This is a genomic window from Acinetobacter sp. CIP 101934 (assembly GCF_000369585.1).
Taxonomy (GTDB): Bacteria; Pseudomonadota; Gammaproteobacteria; order Pseudomonadales; family Moraxellaceae; genus Acinetobacter; species Acinetobacter schindleri.
Map to the genome: position 1 here is coordinate 2,244,374 of NZ_KB850094.1, position 18,741 is coordinate 2,263,114.

Sequence of the window (18,741 nt, forward strand, 5' to 3'; positions counted from 1 at the left end):
TTCTAGAGGAAATACATCATATATGTAAGAGATTGCTCGTGCGACTTCAAAATTTAATCTTCTCACATGAATCGTGTCAGTTTTATCTACCATTAATACTGCTTGCGCTGAGCTTTGGCAACTATCCTATTTTTTAGCCGTATCGATTCGATGAAAGTTCACTCCCCACATATACCACTCACAACCTGCTAAAAACGTGAATATAAACACTGTCATTATTTTTATAATTATTTTATGCATCAAATAAAGCTGTAATAAACTCTACCTCTAAATTCATAATACAATTCAGCTAAATTCAACTGACATATGAAAATTATACAAAACGAGTTTTGGCAAATAAAAAAAGCCACCTTCCGGTGGCTTTCTCAACTCACTGATTTAATTAACCAATAAATTTACGAGCATTACGGAACATACGTAACCAAGCACCGTCCTGATCCCAGTCTTCTGGTTTCCAAGAATGCTGGATTGCACGGAAGTTACGCTCAGGGTGTGGCATTAGAATCGTTGCACGACCATCTTTAGAGGTCACACCAGAGATCCCTTCAGGCGAACCGTTCGGGTTCAGTGGATATTGCTCAGTTGCATTACCCTGGCTATCTACATAACGCATGATTACCTGGTTATTGGCATTCAACGCAGCAATGCTTTCAGCTGATGCAACCACACGACCTTCACCATGAGCCACAGCGATTGGCAGGATTGAGCCTTCCATACCTTCAAGCAATACAGAATGAGATTTCTCTACACGAACGTTTACGCTACGCGCTTCAAATACTTCTGACTTGTTGCGATGGAAACGAGGCCATGCATCCGCCCCTGGAATCAATGGAGCCAATTGAGACAACATCTGACAACCGTTACAAATACCTAAAGAGAAGGTTTCCTGGCGGTTAAAGAATTTCTCAAACTGGTCACGCAGTTGCTGGTTAAACAGTACTGATTTTGCCCAGCCTCCGCCTGCACCCAATACGTCACCATAAGAGAAGCCACCACACGTCACCAGACCTTCGAAATCATCCAGGCTGATACGGCCTGCCAGCAGGTCGCTCATGTGTACGTCAACTGTACTAAAACCAACTTTGTCGAACGCAGCTGCCATTTCGACATGACCGTTGACACCTTGCTCACGCAGAATAGCCATACTTGGACGACGTGAGTTAATGAACGGTGCTTCGATTTGCTCATTCAGGTCGAATGTCGGTTGAGCAATCAAACCTTTGTGCGCTTTGTCTGTAACTAATGCAAATTCTTGGTCCGCAGTTTCTACGTTGTCACGTAAACGTTGGATTTGGTGAGAAACTTCAGTCCAAGCTACTTGCAGATCAGCACGTTCAAGTACAAGACCGTTTACAGACAATTGGTCTGTATTGTTCACAGTACCAACTACGCTGATTGCATCTTTCAATGTAGATGCTGCAACTTCAGCTTGTAACGCTTCCCAATCTGCTTTCGCGATTTGAAGCACTGCACCAATTTCTTCAGCAAATAGACCTGCAACCGATTGTTCTTCTAATGCCACACCCAGACGTGAAGCAAACATCATTTCCGTAACAGTTGCTAGTAAACCACCATCACCGATGTCATGGTAAGCCTTGATCAGACCACGGTTGTTCCAGTCTTGAACTAGAGCAAAGAATGCTTTGAAGTCATCGAAGCTATCGACATCGGGAGTTACTGAACCGATTGCTTTGTAAACCTGAGCCAGGATCGAACCGCCAAGGCGGAATTGACCTTTAGACAAGTCGATACGTACCAGTACAGACTCAAGGTTTTTAAGCTCAGGTGTTAATGTTTTACGAACATCAGTGACTGGTGCAAATGCAGTGATCACGCCTGACATTGGAGAAGTGACAGATTTGTCTTCGCCTTCGTCATTCCACGTGGTACGCATAGACAATGAGTCTTTACCCACTGGAATCGCGATACCCAATGCTGGGCACATTTCCATACCAATCGCTTTAACGCCTTCGAACAATGCTTGGTCTTCACCCGGTTGACCAGCAGCAGCCATCCAGTTCGCAGACAATTTAATATCGCTGATTTGCTCAATCTTGGCAGACATGATATTCGAGATTGATTCAGCAACAGATAAACGCGCAGAAGCTGCTGGGTTTAACAATGCAACTGGTGGACGTTCGCCCATTGCCATTGCTTCACCAGTGTAACCTACAAGGCTTGTTGTGGTGACTGCAGCATCGGCTACAGGCACTTGCCATGGACCAACCATCTGGTCACGTGCAACCATACCGGTAATCGAACGGTCACCAATGGTGATCAAGAATGATTTAGAGGCAACAGTTGGGTTCTTGATAACACGATAAATCGCATCTTTCAGATCAGTCACTTTAGACGCATCAAAGTCGTCGCCTTTGCGTTCAGCTGTTTCGTATGAGCGGCTCATACGTGGTGTACCGCCAAGCATCACCTGCATTGGCATATCCACAGGCTTGTTGCCGAATAACGGATCTTCAACAGTCAAGTGACGCGCTTCAGTCGCTTCACCCAATACCGCAAACGGACAACGTTCACGTGCACAGATTGATTCAAATAATTCTAATGAAGACGGGCGGATCGCAAGCACATAACGTTCTTGTGCTTCGTTTGACCAGATTTCCATTGGAGACATACCTGGCTCAAGCGATGGAATCTTACGCAGATCAAGTACCGCACCAAGTTCGTGATCGTTCACAAGTTCAGGCATTGCATTTGAAATACCACCCGCACCCACATCATGTACAGACACGATCGGGTTGTGATCTTCCATGCGCCAGCAAGTATCAATCACTTCCTGACAACGGCGTTCCATTTCCGGATTTTCACGCTGTACAGAAGCGAAGTCCAGGTTTTCACCAAGTTTACCGCTGTCTACAGAAGACGCTGCACCACCGCCAAGACCGATCAGCATCGCAGGACCACCAAGAACAATCAGAAGATCACCTGGCTGGATTGCATCTTTTTCAACATGGTCTGAACGGATGTTACCGTAACCACCGGCAATCATGATTGGCTTATGGAAGCCTTTGACTTCACCATTTACATTTTGTTCAAACGTACGGAAGTAACCATTTAATGCAGGACGACCAAATTCATTGTTGAATGCGGCACCACCCAATGGACCTTCAATCATGATTTGAAGTGGAGATGCCATACGTGATGGTTTGCCGTAGTTTTCTTCCCAAGGCTGTTCAAAGCCAGGAATATTCAGGTTAGATACGGTGAAACCGGTTAAACCAGCTTTTGGCTTACCACCACGACCAGTCGCGCCTTCATCACGGATTTCTCCGCCTGAACCTGTCGCTGCACCGGCAAATGGTGCAATCGCTGTTGGATGGTTGTGGGTTTCCACTTTCATCAGGATGTGAGCAGCCTGGCTCTTGTATTTATAAACGTGTTGACCGTTTTCTTCTTGCGTTGGGTAGAAACGCTGAGTATCAAAACCAACAATCACGGATGCGTTGTCTTTATATGCTGACAATACGTCTGTTGGTGATTCTTTATAGGTATTTTTGATCATCTGGAACAATGACAATGGCTGAACTTCACCATCAATGGTCCATTCAGAACCAAAGATTTTATGACGGCAGTGTTCAGAGTTTGCCTGAGCAAACATCATCAGTTCGATGTCATTCGGGTTACGGCCCAGTTTAGTGAACGCTTCTGTCAGATAATCAATTTCCTGATCAGACAGTGCAAAACCAAACTCGTTATTGGCTTTTACCAGTGCTTCTTTTCCTTGACCCAGAATATCAATCGAGTTCAAAGGTTTTGGCGCAGTTTCGATGAATAGTGCAGCCGCATCATCAATTGCATTAAATACGCTTTCAGTCATGCGGTCATGCAAGACCTGTAATGCTTCTGTAGAAAGCTCTTTTACACCCTTCAGCGTAAATAAAACACCGCGTTCAAGACGATGAACCGGTGTATTACAATTCTTGAAAATATCAGTCGCTTTCGAGGACCACGGCGAAATCGTGCCGACACGCGGTGTGACTAAAATCTGGATTTCATCACTTGCAGCCTGGTGCAGTTCAAATGATTGACCATCGTTGAGAAGCTGTAAAGCGGATTGCTGTTGTTGCTCGTTGAGCGCTTGGTCAAAAAGATAAACAAATTGACTTTCTAGTGATTGAACAGAACTAATTGACGACAAACGCGAAAGTAGTTGAGTTTTCTTAAAAGAAGAATGTGCAGGTGCACCGGCAACGATAAACATGCTGATTTTGGCTCCACGGGATGGTCTTGTGAACCATGCCACAATGTGACTTGAGAGAGCGCATATTCTACTGTGAAATACTGGAATCAGCTAGTGAGGAATTAATAAATCTGATCGCTAAACTATCAGGATTTTTAAAATAATACTTTTATTTTCAGTTAAAAAAATTTAATGTAGTCGATTAGATTAACACATTTTCTTGCAGAAAAATCAAAACCGTTAAAGTTTTATTTTTAGTCGCAAAATTGTATTATTTTTCAACAACAAATTTATCTAGAATTAAACCTTCTTACTTGCTTCAGTGTGCCGAATACCTTAAAAAAACTCCCTTTATTTGAAAATAAATATTTCTTGTCGTCTATTGAAGTATCTCAATATTAAAATCATCTTTTAAAAACTCTTTACTCTTATCTCACTTTAAGACGGCAACTTATGTCGCAACTCCATATATTTTTAGCTCCATTTTTGGCATCATGCGTTAAAGAATTGATTGAATAATGATAAATGACTCAAATGCGTTGGCTGGAATTACTCTCCACTGTCCGTATTGGCAGCAAAAAGCAAAGTTCTGAACTGGCGCGTAGCCCGTTCCATAAAGACTATGATCGTATTATTTTTTCGCAAAGTTTTCGCCAGCTAAATCGTAAAACCCAGGTCCACCCTCTGACTCAGCATGATGGCATTCATACCCGTTTAACCCATTCACTGGAAGTGTCCTGTATTGGGCGTTCCCTGGGTATGCTGGCTGCGGAAAAAATCAAGGATCAGTTACCTCCCTGGATTTCTCCTGCCGATGTCGGTGCCATCATTCAGGCTGCCTGTCTGGCACATGATATTGGTAATCCGCCTTTTGGCCATGCCGGTGAATACGCTATTCGTGAATGGTTTGATGATGCCTCTCATACTGATTTCCTGAAAAACTTAAGTCCGGAGCAGGAAGCCGATGTTCGTCAGTTTGAAGGTAATGCTCAAGGTCTGCGCCTGCTGACCAAGATTGACTATCATCCTAACGATGGCGGTATGCGTTTGACCTATGCCACTTTAGGTGCTTACTTGAAATATCCATGGCTCTCTCAGACCATCGATCCTACTGGCAATACGCCAGCCAGCCATCGTCCGAAATTTGGTTGTTATCAGTCTGAAAAAGAGATTTTAAAAGAAATTGCTGAACAGCTTGGACTGATACAGCTGGGTGAATATCGCTACTGTCGTCATCCCCTAACCTATCTGCTCGAAGCTGCCGATGATATCTGTTATGCCCTGATTGATCTCGAAGATGGCATCAGTCTGAATATGCTCAGCTATGCCGAAGTAGAACCAGTATTTTTAAACTTGTTAGGCGATTATGGAACACCTTCCGAGATCGGGATGCCGGATACAACCTGGCAGCAAAAAATTGCTGCCCTGCGTGGTCGGGTAATGAAACGTCTGGTAGCTGAAGTCACGACGGCATTTGCCCATCACCAGCAGGAAATTTTGATGGGTCAGCTAAAAGGCTCATTGCTAGGTTATTGCAGTTCAGACATAGAGATCGGGATTAACCGGGCCAAAGAACTGGCGAGAGACAAAATCTTTGAACATCCGCAAAAAGCCGGTCTGGAAATTATTGCCCATCAGAGTCTGCAAACCATTCTGGATGCCTTTATTCCCTTAACCACACCCCATAAAAACCTGAGCTTTAAGGAACAGCGCCTGATGGCGATTCTGAACCGTTCAGGTGCACAGTTCCATGCAGATCATTATGACAATATCATGCAGGTACTGGATATTATTTCCAAGTTTTCGGATCATCAGGCTTATAACCTGGCTCAGGAACTGCATGGCAATAAAGCTGGATTAATTTAATGATTTACACGATTTGCTGATAATCTCGACAAATCGCAACTTTTTGATTTGCAGTATTTTGCCTTTGGCCCGAATGCTGACTAATATGCCCGTATTGAAATTGAGTATTTATAAAAAATGATTGGATGTCTGATTGGTGAAGTGCTGGCACTGGAAGCACCGACTGTTTTGTTGAATGTAAATGGTATCGGTTATGAAATTGATACGCCATTGACTACCTTTTGCCAGCTGCAAAAAGGCCAGAAAATTACCTTATGGACGCATCTGGCTGTGCGTGAAGATGCCCAGTTACTTTATGGCTTTATCAATGCCCAGGAAAAAACCATTTTCCGTACTTTATTAAAGGTGAACGGCGTTGGCCCTAAAATGGCACTTGGCATTCTGTCTACCCTGAGTGTAGAAATGCTGATTCATACCGTTGAACATGAAGATGTGAATACACTGGTGAAAGTGCCCGGCGTAGGCAAGAAAACTGCAGAACGTTTAATGATTGAATTACGTGACCGCTTTAAAGCCATGGCTTCAGGTACAGCATCAAGCAACTCTACCACTGAGCAAATTCAATTTACTGGCAATTCTGCAGTGGCAGAAGCGGAAGCTGCATTACAGTCATTGGGTTACAAACCTTTGGAAGCCCAAAAACTGGTTAATGCAGCCAAAGGTGATTTTACTGAAGCCAGTGATATTATCCGTGCGGCATTAAAGTCGATGAATAAATAATAGGAAAATGACTTAATGTTAAATAAGTTTGTTTATTCTCCTATTTTCAATACTTGACTAGCGACATGGATGTCGCTGTTAGATTGGGATATAGGGACATATCCTCAATCTAACAAAGGGTTTTGTTACTTTTGCCCTGTTAAAAGTAAGAGTATGCCTGCACAATGGCATAAAAATTCCAAGCGTATTTTGAGGCTATGACTTTATTCACCTCAAATAAACCATAGAGAAAGACTCAAAAGATATGCAAGACCGTCTCATCAGTGGTTCTGAAAAACCCGAAGATCAGTTTGATCGTGCGATTCGCCCAACCTCCCTCGATGACTACATTGGTCAGCCAGTGGTTCGTGAGCAAATGGAAATTTTTATCGGTGCAGCCCGTGGCCGTGAAGAAGCCCTGGATCACACCCTGATCTTTGGTCCTCCCGGTCTGGGCAAGACCACGCTGGCCAATATTATCGCGCGTGAAATGGGTGGTAACTTAAAGTCGACTTCTGGACCAGTTTTAGAGCGTGCGGGTGACTTGGCAGCCATGCTGACCAACTTAGAGGAAGGTGACGTTTTATTTATTGATGAAATTCATCGTCTTTCACCCGTCATTGAAGAAATTCTTTACCCGGCGATGGAAGATTACCAACTCGACATCATGATTGGTGAAGGTCCTGCGGCACGTTCGATTAAACTGGATTTACCGCGATTTACCTTGGTAGCTGCTACCACACGTGCAGGTTTGCTCACCTCTCCGCTGCGTGACCGTTTCGGGATTGTGCAGCGTCTAGAGTTCTATTCAGTTGAAGACTTAACCCATATTGTGAAACGTTCAGCGAGTTTGATGGATGTGCCAATGACTAATGAAGGTGCGCTTGAAGTTGCTCGTCGCTCTCGTGGTACACCACGTATTGCCAACCGTTTACTCCGTCGTGTGCGTGATTATGCTCAAGTCAAAGGTACAGGCGAAGTCACTCAAGATATGGCACAACGTGCACTTGATATGCTGAATGTGGATAAAGATGGTTTGGATACGCTCGACCGCCGTTATTTGTCGATGCTGCTTGAACGTTTTGATGGTGGTCCTGCCGGTGTTGAAGCGTTGGCTGCAGCGATGGCTGAAGATTCAGGCACGTTGGAAGATGTCATTGAGCCGTATTTGATTCAGCAAGGGTATGTCATGCGTACTGCACGTGGTCGTATAGCAACTAATATGGCGTATTTGCAGTTTGGGTTAACACCGCCTGAGCCAAAAGATAAGTGATTTAAAAAGCAGGGCAGAGTAAAACTTGAAGTGCGACATAAACCACCTAATTAATTTAAAGGGTTTATGGAGTATATAAAATTGTCATACCATCATCTTAACTTTGAAGATCGTACTGCATTAATGCTTGAGTCAAGAAAAGAAGGCTTTTCAGCCAGAAAATTTGCTGAACTCATTAAAAGACATCCTAGTACGATCTATCGTGAGCTTAAAAGAAATAGCATCAATGACGTTTATCAAGCTCGATATGCTTCTGATAACACCTTCGCTAGACGTAGACGTGGTCACAGAAAACTCAAAATCGATTCAATCCTCTGGAAATTTATTGTTGAAGCGATCCGTTGTTTATGGTCTCCTCAGCAAATAGCAAAGCGTTTAAAGACATTTCCTGATTTGGATCAAACAATGAATGTAAGCCATACAACGATTTATTCAACGATACGCGCATTACCAAAGGGTGAGTTGAAAAAAGACTTATTATCCTGTCTGCGTCATGAAAATAAAAAGCGAAAAGCTAACGGTGAACCTAAAAAAGATTCTATATTACAGGATATTAAAACTATTCATGAGCGCCCAGCCGAAGTTCAAGAAAGAAAAATACCGGGTCATTGGGAAGCTGATTTAATTAAAGGTAAAGACAATAAAAGTTCGATAGCAACACTTATTGAACGAAATACACGGCTCTGTATCTTGGCAACATTACCTGATGCAAAGGCAGAATCAGTGCGCAAGGCTTTAACTGAAGCTCTGAAATATTTACCTGCAGAACTGCGTAAAACGTTGACCTATGACCGTGGACGCGAGATGTCAGAACATAAAATACTCGAAGAAGATTTAGGCATAGATGTATATTTCTGTGACCCACATTCACCTTGGCAAAAAGGCACATGCGAAAATATGAATGGTTTAATTAGGCAATATTTACCTAAAGGGATTGATTTAAATCAGGCAGATCAGCATTATTTAAATCAAGTTGCCATGTCACTGAATACTCGTCCTAGAAAGGCGTTAGATTGGCTTACACCATTAGAGAAATTTGCTCAGCTTGTTGATTATCATATGGCTTTTGAAACTGTCGCACCTCATGTTTGAATTCGCCCAGCTTAGGCTGCTTTTTTATTTTGCTTTTAATAAAATAAATAATTTTAATTTAATCCCTAACTCAACCGTCCCAACAAAAATTTCATATAATTTTTTATTGGCAATTTTCACATTTTTAGTAGGTGCCGATATATTCAGTATTTCTTTTAAATCATTAAAATTAGATTCATCGCCTTTAAAGTTATCTCGATCTACAACTAAACCTATCATACCTAAAGTAAGTACATATACGAAATTAAAATCCTGATATGTTTCAACAATAATAGAAATCTCTGGGTCTTTAGTTAAAATCTCTAATTCTTTTAACGACTCTAAAAGTAAAAATGACTGTTGAGATAATTCTTGTCTATCAATATTTTTTAAAGCTAAAAATGAATGTCCAAAGTCTTCTTCTTTCCATTCATTACGGAGCTCAGATACGGCAATATTTACTTGTTTTTCGAGTATCTCAACTTTTCGTAAATGACCTAAAGCGGTTTTAACAAAATCCGTTTCTAAATTTTTATTATGCTGTTCTTTCCAGTCTTTTACGAATATCAAAGCTGCTATCGGTGTAAATAGTGTAGCTGCCACTACATACATATTTGATAGCGTCGATGCAACTGCATTTTCTTTTATAGCAATTTGATAGACTGATGCATAATATAAAAACAATATAAAAAGGCAAACGATTAAAAAGCCTATTAAAAGTTTTAGCGTTAGACTAAATTTATCATTTTTTCTTTGCGTCATTCTCACCCCATAAAAATTTAATTATTATTAAAAAAGCTATGATAAAAAATTACTTCTTAAACCCATTAAGATAGTCTTATATGATTTAGCTTATAGTAGTAAAACTTTATCATAATTCTTCAAAATATATAAAAATTAAATAATGTTACCTCATACTTTGCTATTTCCTACTACAAAAGAAAAAGCCAACTGACCATGTCTAAATCAGTTGGCAAAAGCACAAACCTTTTTCTAAGTTTTATTCTGCTTATTTTTCTTCTTTCTTAAACTCCTTAAAGTCCGCTTTACGAATCATGGCATGAATCCCTTTGGTTTTATCGACCACTTGAGACACCTCAAAATCCGTCGCAGCGCTTAAATACGCATAGGCAATTTCTTCTGAAATCCCATATTCATCAACCAGAAAACGTACCGCTTCACGCGTTGATTTACGCATCGCTTCATCAAGGTCTTCATCTAAACCTGGTGTAATCCAAAACTCATCATTTTCACCCAAAGGCTGCTTCAACGATTTACCTGGTATCTTGTCACTCCCCGCTTTTAATACCGTAATTTTAAAGGTCGCACGTGCAGAACCTTCAAGTGCGGTCAATGCGACCTCACCATCACCTTGAACAAAATGACTATCACCCGTATAGAACAACGCACCCGGTACTTGAACTGGATAGTAAGCCGTTGCACCTGCGGTTAAATCATTAATATCAATGTTACCGCCATAGAACGATGGTGGCACAGAATGCACAGGGTCGCTCGTATTTGGTGCAACACCCATCGTGCCCATAAATGGATTCAATGGGAAACGAATTGCTTTGCCTGACTCGGTTTTTAAAACGCCTTCCCAAATACCCTCTTTATTCTTTTCAATTGGAGTAAAGATGGAAACATTGCCATAGGCTTCTGGGTTTGCAGGCGATGCATGATCATGCTTTTGACGCTTAGGAAACTCAGGCAATGTGCCTTTGCCATGGCGGTTCGAAATCACACCATACGGCACACGTGGCTCAACCTTTAAAATCTCGACTTTTAAAATATCACCTGGCATCGCATCTTTAACATAGACAGGTCCGGTAATAATATGTGGACCGTCTTTATGGAAATCGTGTTTCAGCTTTGAACCTGTAATTAGTTTCGCTTCAGGCAAAATATGCTCAGGTTTCACACCTTTAGAAGTGAAATACTTTTCAGCATCACGCCCTTGGTCTTCAAGCAAGCCTTCATGCGAAACTGTATCAAAGGTAATAGTGCTGCCCGATGGAATGGTCAACACAGGTTTGGCATCTTTGTTAGGTAAATAGCCCCAAGTGATGGTATTCAAGGTGCTTGGAACATAATAATTCCCTTTATATTCCCCACTTTTGAGTAAGACTGGTTTACTTTCAAGCTGTTTTAAAATTTTAAAATCTTCAGCTACCGCATGTGCAGAAATAAAAGAAAAGCTTGCTGCAACAGCAAGAGACAAAGCTAAAGGTTTTAACATATGTTCAAATTCCATGAAAAATTAATGCAAGCGAACTTCATGCAATCCCAATGCCAATCTGGTACATACCCCATCATAAATATTCAAAATTTAATCATTTGATCGATCTATACTTCTTTGAATAAATTTCAATATAGAAAGCAGGTATATGAAGAGAGAAAAACCACATGTCCCTGTGATACATAAAATTACAATAAAACTTACTGAATAATTTCCTTAAACAGCAAGGTAACTCCCTCTTTATACCTTAGAAGTATTGACTATATACCGTGCAGGTTTTGGTTAATTTAAAGCCAGTATGCCATTCTAGAATATCCTTTTAACCATCTCCGATTCTTAAGGTTCTCCCCAGATATGAATATGTATAAGCAGCTTTGTCTTTGTCTTCCACTTGCGTTTGCCAGTCAGATGAGTCTGGCAGACTGGATTGATAATTCTGTGCAGAAAGCTGAAGCTCATACCATCAAATTACGCCAGCATATCCACCAACACCCGGAACTAGGCAATATGGAATTTAAAACCTCCGAACTGGTGCAAAGGGAACTGAAGACCTATGGTATTGAAGTACGTAAAGGCTATGCCAAAACCGGTGTGATTGGAGTTTTGAAAGGTGCAAAACCGGGTCCAGTCATGGCCCTGCGTGCGGATATGGATGCCTTACCCATCCAGGAAACTGCACCTGTGCCTTTCGCCAGCAAGCAAAAAGCGATTTATCAAGGCAAAGAATCTTATGTGATGCATGCCTGTGGTCATGATGCACATACTGCCATGCTCCTAGGGGCAGCCAAAGTTCTGGCCGCCAATAAAGATAAAATTGTAGGAACAGTGGTGTTTGTATTCCAGCCAGCTGAAGAAGGTGGTGCAGATATTGATAATTTCACCCATGGCGATCAGATTGGCTCACGTAAAATGATTGCCGACGGTGCCTTGAATAATCCAAAACCTGAAGTGATTTTCGGGATGCATGTAATGGCAGGTATGCCGAGTGGCAATATTTTCTATAAAGATGGCGCGATTTTGAATAGTGCCGATCATCTACGTATTCAGGTGAATGGCAGTCAGGTACATGGTTCCATGCCTTGGGCAGGGAAAGACCCGATCTATGCTTCTGCCCAGATGGTGACCAATTTACAAAGTCTGATCAGCCGTAAAGCCGACCTGACTAAAGGGATGGGCGTGGTCAGTATTGGCAGCATTCAGGGCGGTACAATAGGTAACGTCATTCCAGATCAGGTCAATATGGTTGGCACCATCCGCTCCAATAGTGAAGATGTGCGTCAAGGCATTTTAAAAGACTTGCCGAAAATGCTGGAACACAATGCTGCTGCCAACGATGTCAAGGTCAAGGTTGAAATTTCTCCCTATGCACCGGTCACCACCAATGATAAAATTTTGACTGAATTGATGCGCCCGACATTGGCGAGTGTGCATGGCGAAGATAAACTGCATGTTTTAGACAACAATGCTAGCGCTAGTGAAGATTTTGCTTACTATGGCCAGCTGATGCCATCCCTGTTTGTGTTTGTTGGAGCAACACCAGCCGATCAGGATATCAAGCAGGCCGCACCAAACCATAACCCGAATTTCATTGTGGATGATGCGACCCTGAAAACCGGTGTAGAAAGTCATGTTCGCTTTGTCCTCGACTACCCGAAAGTAGCTGAACAGGTCCAGGCCAACTGGAAAAAGAAAAAATAATCTGATGTATCCAAATGAATGAGTTTTGGAACTCATTCATTTTTTCATCTTTCTATACAACACTTTTTTATCTGTTCTGATTTAAACATCAGCTCTCTTCTCTTATATTCCGGAATAATCATAGGTAGATATTTACCGTACTATTTTCAGCTCCCCTTAGAAAGAAAATCAGTCTATGAACTTTTATAATAAAAAAACAGATCAAAGCAATTAGAGTTTAGTGTTTAAATCAGAACAGGTGATTTACTTACCTTTTGCTAGTGATTCTTAATGTTGTTCAATTAGTTTAATTAAAAACTGTATAAAATGAGATTAATTTATTTTAGCTATTATTTAATAGCATGCCATTCATCTATTTAAAAGCTGTCTAAATAACTTGTATTTTCAAATATATTTTTGCTTCAATACCTCCTCTCTTATCGTCTAATATTCAAGCATGTTAAATATATTATAAGATTTAAAACTTTAATTCTTTATTACATATTATGCTTACTCTTTACCGTTCGCTACAAATCCTCTCTCTGAAGATATTGATTGGTCTATATAAAACTTTTAAATTTAAAAAATGAGAAGCAATACTCACTTAAAATAAAAATTGATTAAAATTCTTCAGAAAAAATATAAAGCTTAAACTGTCTATTCTGATTAAATTTTCTTCCATACATCCTTTTTAAAATATAAATAAAAATCAGCAGATAGGCATTCTAAGACTATAAAAAAGTATTCAATGAGGATTAAGTCATGAAAGTGTTCTTATTAGCGACCTGCGCTATTTTATATCCAGTAATAACTTCTGCCCAAGATGTCTGGGAGTGCAATAATGCAATTTTGCAAAGTCTTTGCCCGCATCCAAATTGTATTAAAAACCCATCTAGTTCTTCACCAGATAAATTAACAATCTCAGTCGATCATCATAAACATGTCTCCATCTGTGCCAAAAATTCCTGCTGGAATGGTGAAGCTTCAGTGACTTACGTCAACGCTCAACCCCTACTTCAACTTCCTCAAATTCGCTGGGTAGATCGTGATCACCCTCATAACAGTCCAAGTTATGTACTGTCCATAAACCGCGATACGCAATCCATTTTCTTTAAAGGCCACCATGACAATCATCCAGTTCAGTGCAGGACTGTTTAAAAATTAATTGATTAGTTCTTATCGCTAGCGGTCTCTCTAATACCGCCCCTACAGGTAAAATTTTTCACGTCTTTGAAATCTTGTGCCATTGGTCAAAGAAGTCAGTATGCTAAACTGCCCAGCCTGATATCACTTGACTTGTAGCCTGATTTTGGCAAATTCTAAGCTCAAAATTAGGTGCAGAAAGCAGCATTAATCTGCATGTAAAACCAATGGAAAAGCATTATGGCGAATAAATTTGAATTCAATATCCGCGTTTATATTGAAGACACAGATGCGGGTGGCATTGTCTATCACGCCAATCATATTCGCTTTATGGAACGTACACGTACCGAATGGCTGCGTGCATCAGGCATCAGCCACTACTGGCATCAAAAAGATTACAATTTTGTTGTACATAAAATTAACGTGAAATATTCGCGTCCTATTATGATGGATGACTTAATTACCGTCACTGCAAGTGTCGTTTCACTTAAAGCTTCATCTTTTGTATTGCAACAAAATATTTATCGTGGTGAAATCATGCTTGCATCGGGTGAGGTAGAGCTGGCCTGTATCGGCGCTGATATGCGTCCACGTCGCCTACCTGATGAAATACGCGACCTGATTCGACAAGAATTGGAACAAGATTAAAAAAATGAATTGGCACATGTAAACACTATGGCAACCGAGTTAGCATCATCCCTACAAGTATCAGATCTTATTTTACAAGCAAGCCCTGTCGTACAACTGGTTATGCTGTCTCTTTTACTGGCATCTCTGTATAGCTGGTATCTGATTGCCAAGCTTTACATGGGCTACAAAAAAGCACAGGCAGAAGATGAACATTTTCAGAAGATCTTCTGGTCTGGCGCTGAACTGAATACGCTTTATAACAATGCTCAGCTGAACTCTAAACGTACTGGTCTGGAAGATATTTTCTATCAGGGCCTGGGTGAGTTTCTTAAACTGAAAAAACGCAATGCCTCTACTACCCAGTCGATTGAAGGCACTGAACGTATTCTGCGCGTGGGCTTAAGCCGTGATCAGGGTAGCCTGGAAAATGGCTTAGGTGCCTTGGCCAGTATCGGTTCAGTTGCGCCTTATGTCGGTCTGTTCGGTACAGTCTGGGGCATCATGAATGCTTTCATTGGTCTGGCAGATATGGATCAGGTCACGCTAGCAACTGTAGCGCCAGGCATTGCGGAAGCTTTAATTGCAACCGCAATTGGTTTATTTGCTGCCATTCCAGCAGTCCTGGCATTCAACCATTACACAGCTAAAGGTGAAGCAGTTTATTCTGATCGTGCCCTGTTCGCAGAAGAAATGGTGGCCCTGTTACAACGTCAGTCACTTGGCCAGCCTCAGGACAATGACTAATGGCTATTCAACGTTCAGGACGCTTTGAGCGTATTAAAAAACCACTGAAAAGTGACATGAACGTCGTGCCTTATATTGACGTGATGTTGGTGCTTCTGGTGATTTTTATGGTGACGGCACCTATGATTACTACCGGTATTAAGGTTGATTTGCCACAAGCCAATAGCAATCCGATTCAAGCTGAGGACCGCCCTGCCATCGTGACTTTAGAAGCAGATGGTACGATTAAATTAGAAGATAAAAATCACGCAAATGATGTGTTAACGCTCGATGAATTAAAAACAGTCCTGACCAATGCACAAAATGAAGCACAGACTGCGAACAAACAGCTTAGCGTTTTGATTAATGGGAGTGAGACTCGTCCTTATGGCGAAGTCATGAAACTCATGTCTGCCCTACAGGATGCCGGTCTCGCACAAGTCGGCTTGCTTACCGCCCCTATAAAGTAATTTATGAAAGATTTCAAAAAGCCACCCTCTAAGCAGAAAGTGCTTGCGATTGGATTCACGATCGGAGTCCATACAGTCGCTTTGGTGGGATTACTTTATCTGGGGATGAGCAAACCGCCGGAACCGCCAAAACAGATTAAAACTGTACTGGTAAATCCTGAAGACCTAAAACCGGTCACACGTGAAGAAACCGAGTTTGATGAAACTGCCCATGAAAATGTGGCAGAACAGATCACGCAGACTGCTGAGCCTACGGAAGCAGCCCCAGTAATTCCAACTGCTGCCCCTCCAGTGACGCCACCGGCACCAAAAGTAGATACTCAAAAGGCCGCACAAGAAGCGAAAGTCGCAGAAGCAGCACAACGCAAGACTGAACAACAAGCAGCAGAAGCAGCAAAACGTGCTGAGGCTGCAGAACAGGCCAAGGCAGCGGCTGCTAAAGCAAAAGCTGATTCTGCAAATAAATCAAAAGCTGAACAAGAAGCTGCCCGCCGTGCAGAACAGCAAGCTCAGCAGAAAGCAGCTGCTGCAGAAAAAGCAAAACTAGAAGCACAAAAGCGAGCTGACTTAGCAGCTAAACAGCAAGCGGATGCACAGGCGAAAGCCAAGGCTGAAGCTGCTGCTAAGGCAAAAGCCGATGCTGCTGCGAAAAATAAAGCTGCCGCTGATGCAAAAGCGAAAGCGGATGCCGAAGCAAAACGTAAGGCTGATGCTGCCGCGAAAGCCAAAGCAGATGCCGCTGCCAAGGAAAAATCGGATACCGCTGCAAAAGCGAAAGCCGATGCTGAGGCCAAACGCAAAGCCGAAGCAGATGCTAAAGCTAAAGCGGATGCCGCCGCCAAAAATAAAGCTGCTGCCGATGCAAAAGCTAAAGCGGATGCCGAAGCTAAAGCACAGGCTGAAGCTGAGGCAAAGGCTTCTGCTGCTAAACAGGCTGCTGAAGAAGCTGCCCAGAAAAAAGCTGAAGTAAAACGGATTGCCTCTACAGCAAAACGCGACTTTGAAAATAAGATCAAGCGTGCCTGGGATACGCCTACTGGTTCTTCCGGTCAGAAAGCGACTGCCCGCGTTACCCTGAGTGACAGCGGTTCTGTGGTTTCTGTGATCGTGAATGCTAGCGATCCGGACATGAAAGCCAGTGTAGAAGCCGCAGTTCGTGCTGCTGCACCCTACCCGATGCCATCAGATCCAGATGCACGGCGTGAAGCCCGGAGTTTCACCTCTACCTTCACTGCACAATGAAAATTTAAGCCATAATCTGAAAAACAGTTATGGCTTTTATTTTTTTAAGTTAAACTTCAGCAAAAAGCGGCAAAATAATATTCACTTTTCACAGTGTTATAACAGTTTGATCATTGCTGAGCGGTTTCATTCAGCCAAATTCATGCGATGATGTAACGCAATCATATTCACAATAAATCCGTTGATTTGAGTAAATAACGAATGATGGAAAAAACGCGCAAACACTTACTCTGCCTTGCCATATTCGCTGCGCTGGGCACACTGACTGCAACACAATCACAGGCGCAACTGCATCTTGAAATTACCAAGGCTCCTGAAGCAGCTCCAAAGATTGCGATCGTGCCATTCAGTCAGGACCAGAGCATCTACCCGATTGTGGAAAATGACCTGAACCGTTCTGGCAAGTTTACTAGTGCTTCAAAAAACCTGCCGGCAACAGCAACCCTGAATAATCCGAATGCGGATGCCTGGGCGACTGCAGGTGTCCCTTATGTGGTAACAGGCTCATCCAAAACCAATGCTGATGGTTCTTATGAAATTCAATATCAGCTTTATGATATTGAGAAAAAACAGTATCTATTGAATGAACTGTTAACAGTACCGGCTACACGCACCCGTCAAGCTGCTCACATGATCAGTGATGCCATTTTCCAGGCATTGACCGGTATTCCGGGCGATTTCAGCGGCCGTATTGCTTATGTACTGCGCAATCCTGCGACACCTGATCAGCGTTATACCCTGCAGATTGCTGATACCGATGGTGAACAACCAAAAACCATCCTGACTTCACGTGATCCAATCCTGTCCCCAGCCTGGACACCAGATGCGAAAAAGATTGCCTATGTTTCATTTGAAACCAAACGTCCGGCAATTTACCTACAAAATCTGGCAACTGGTCAACGTGAAAAATTGGCCAGCTTCCGTGGTCTCAATGGTGCGCCAAGTTTTTCCCCAGATGGTAAGAGCATGCTATTTACAGCTTCTATGCATGGCAATCCTGAAATCTATGAAATGAATCTGGAAACTCGCCAGTTAAAACGACTGACAAATGACTCAGCGATTGATACTGAGGCGCGTTATGCACCAGATGGCAAATCTTTTATTTTTACCTCTGACCGCGGCGGTTCACCACAGATCTATCGTTATGATTTTGCCAACAGTGCAACCAAGCGTCTTACTTTCCGTGGTGCTTTCAATGCTCGCGGTACTTTAAGCGCAGATGGTAAAAAACTGGCATTAGTTCACCGTCCAAGTGGCAGTAATTACAAAGTTGCCATTCAAGACTTGAATTCAGGTGTGAATAATATCCTCACGCCTACCAGTCTGGATGAATCACCAAGCTTCTCACCAAATGGTCAGATGGTAGTCTATGCAACACGTGAAGGTTCACGTGGGCTGCTATCGATCATGTCACTTGATGGCCGTTTCCGTATGAACCTGCCAAGTGAACAAGGTGAAGTTCGTGAACCAGCTTGGGCACCTAAATAATCCATTACTTCAACATACTCAAAAC

At 42.2% G+C, this 18,741-nt stretch carries 14 protein-coding genes; 11 read left to right on the forward strand and 3 right to left on the reverse strand.

Annotated elements, in window-relative coordinates; translation table 11 throughout:
- Positions 1–382: 382 nt before the first annotated feature.
- The gene (purL, locus tag F899_RS11055; protein WP_004815130.1) at positions 383–4,216 is read right to left on the reverse strand and encodes a phosphoribosylformylglycinamidine synthase; all 3,834 of its coding nucleotides are present in this window, start codon (positions 4,214–4,216) and stop codon (positions 383–385) included.
- A 504-nt stretch (positions 4,217–4,720) separates the two neighbouring features.
- Here purL and F899_RS11060 point away from each other — a divergent pair.
- The 4 genes from F899_RS11060 to F899_RS11075 all read left to right on the forward strand — a co-directional run bounded on the left by F899_RS11060 (position 4,721) and on the right by F899_RS11075 (position 9,125).
- Complete coding sequence (locus F899_RS11060) at positions 4,721–6,061, forward strand: deoxyguanosinetriphosphate triphosphohydrolase (protein ID WP_004815127.1); 1,341 nt, start codon at positions 4,721–4,723, stop codon at positions 6,059–6,061.
- A gap of 117 nt (positions 6,062–6,178) precedes the next feature.
- Positions 6,179–6,781, forward strand: a complete 603-nt coding sequence (gene ruvA / locus F899_RS11065; RefSeq protein ID WP_004815126.1) for a Holliday junction branch migration protein RuvA — start codon at positions 6,179–6,181, stop codon at positions 6,779–6,781.
- A 244-nt stretch (positions 6,782–7,025) separates the two neighbouring features.
- Positions 7,026–8,033 carry a Holliday junction branch migration DNA helicase RuvB gene (ruvB, locus tag F899_RS11070; protein WP_004815124.1) on the forward strand — a complete coding sequence of 336 codons (1,008 nt, stop codon included), beginning with the start codon at positions 7,026–7,028 and terminating at the stop codon, positions 8,031–8,033.
- A gap of 123 nt (positions 8,034–8,156) precedes the next feature.
- Entirely contained in the window at positions 8,157–9,125 is a 969-nt protein-coding gene (locus F899_RS11075; protein ID WP_005804963.1) for an IS30 family transposase, read from the forward strand.
- 24 nt (positions 9,126–9,149) lie between these two features.
- Here F899_RS11075 and F899_RS11080 read toward each other — a convergent pair whose 3' ends face one another.
- Entirely contained in the window at positions 9,150–9,866 is a 717-nt protein-coding gene (locus F899_RS11080; protein WP_005222793.1) for a hypothetical protein, read from the reverse strand.
- A 247-nt stretch (positions 9,867–10,113) separates the two neighbouring features.
- Entirely contained in the window at positions 10,114–11,343 is a 1,230-nt protein-coding gene (locus tag F899_RS11085; RefSeq protein ID WP_005222795.1) for an acetamidase/formamidase family protein, read from the reverse strand.
- Between the two features lie 360 nt (positions 11,344–11,703).
- On the opposite strand from F899_RS11085, the gene F899_RS11090 reads away from it, so the two are divergent.
- The 7 genes from F899_RS11090 (at position 11,704) to tolB (ending at position 18,716) form a co-directional block, all read left to right on the forward strand.
- Entirely contained in the window at positions 11,704–13,041 is a 1,338-nt protein-coding gene (locus F899_RS11090) for an amidohydrolase (protein WP_171063885.1), read from the forward strand.
- 741 nt (positions 13,042–13,782) lie between these two features.
- Positions 13,783–14,178 carry a hypothetical protein gene (locus tag F899_RS15435; protein WP_005222800.1) on the forward strand — a complete coding sequence of 132 codons (396 nt, stop codon included), beginning with the start codon at positions 13,783–13,785 and terminating at the stop codon, positions 14,176–14,178.
- A 225-nt stretch (positions 14,179–14,403) separates the two neighbouring features.
- Complete coding sequence (gene ybgC / locus F899_RS11095) at positions 14,404–14,811, forward strand: tol-pal system-associated acyl-CoA thioesterase (protein WP_004815113.1); 408 nt, start codon at positions 14,404–14,406, stop codon at positions 14,809–14,811.
- A 27-nt stretch (positions 14,812–14,838) separates the two neighbouring features.
- Positions 14,839–15,537: a protein TolQ gene (tolQ, locus tag F899_RS11100; protein WP_004892180.1), complete on the forward strand. Its 699-nt coding sequence runs from the start codon at positions 14,839–14,841 to the stop codon at positions 15,535–15,537.
- Positions 15,537–15,986, forward strand: a complete 450-nt coding sequence (gene tolR, locus F899_RS11105; RefSeq protein WP_004815110.1) for a protein TolR — start codon at positions 15,537–15,539, stop codon at positions 15,984–15,986. The genes tolQ and tolR overlap by 1 nt, the downstream gene beginning before the upstream one ends.
- A 3-nt stretch (positions 15,987–15,989) precedes the next feature.
- Entirely contained in the window at positions 15,990–17,228 is a 1,239-nt protein-coding gene (gene tolA / locus F899_RS11110) for a cell envelope integrity protein TolA (protein ID WP_005222803.1), read from the forward strand.
- A gap of 204 nt (positions 17,229–17,432) precedes the next feature.
- Entirely contained in the window at positions 17,433–18,716 is a 1,284-nt protein-coding gene (gene tolB / locus F899_RS11115) for a Tol-Pal system beta propeller repeat protein TolB (RefSeq protein ID WP_026056787.1), read from the forward strand.
- The last annotated feature ends 25 nt before the right edge of the window (positions 18,717–18,741 follow it).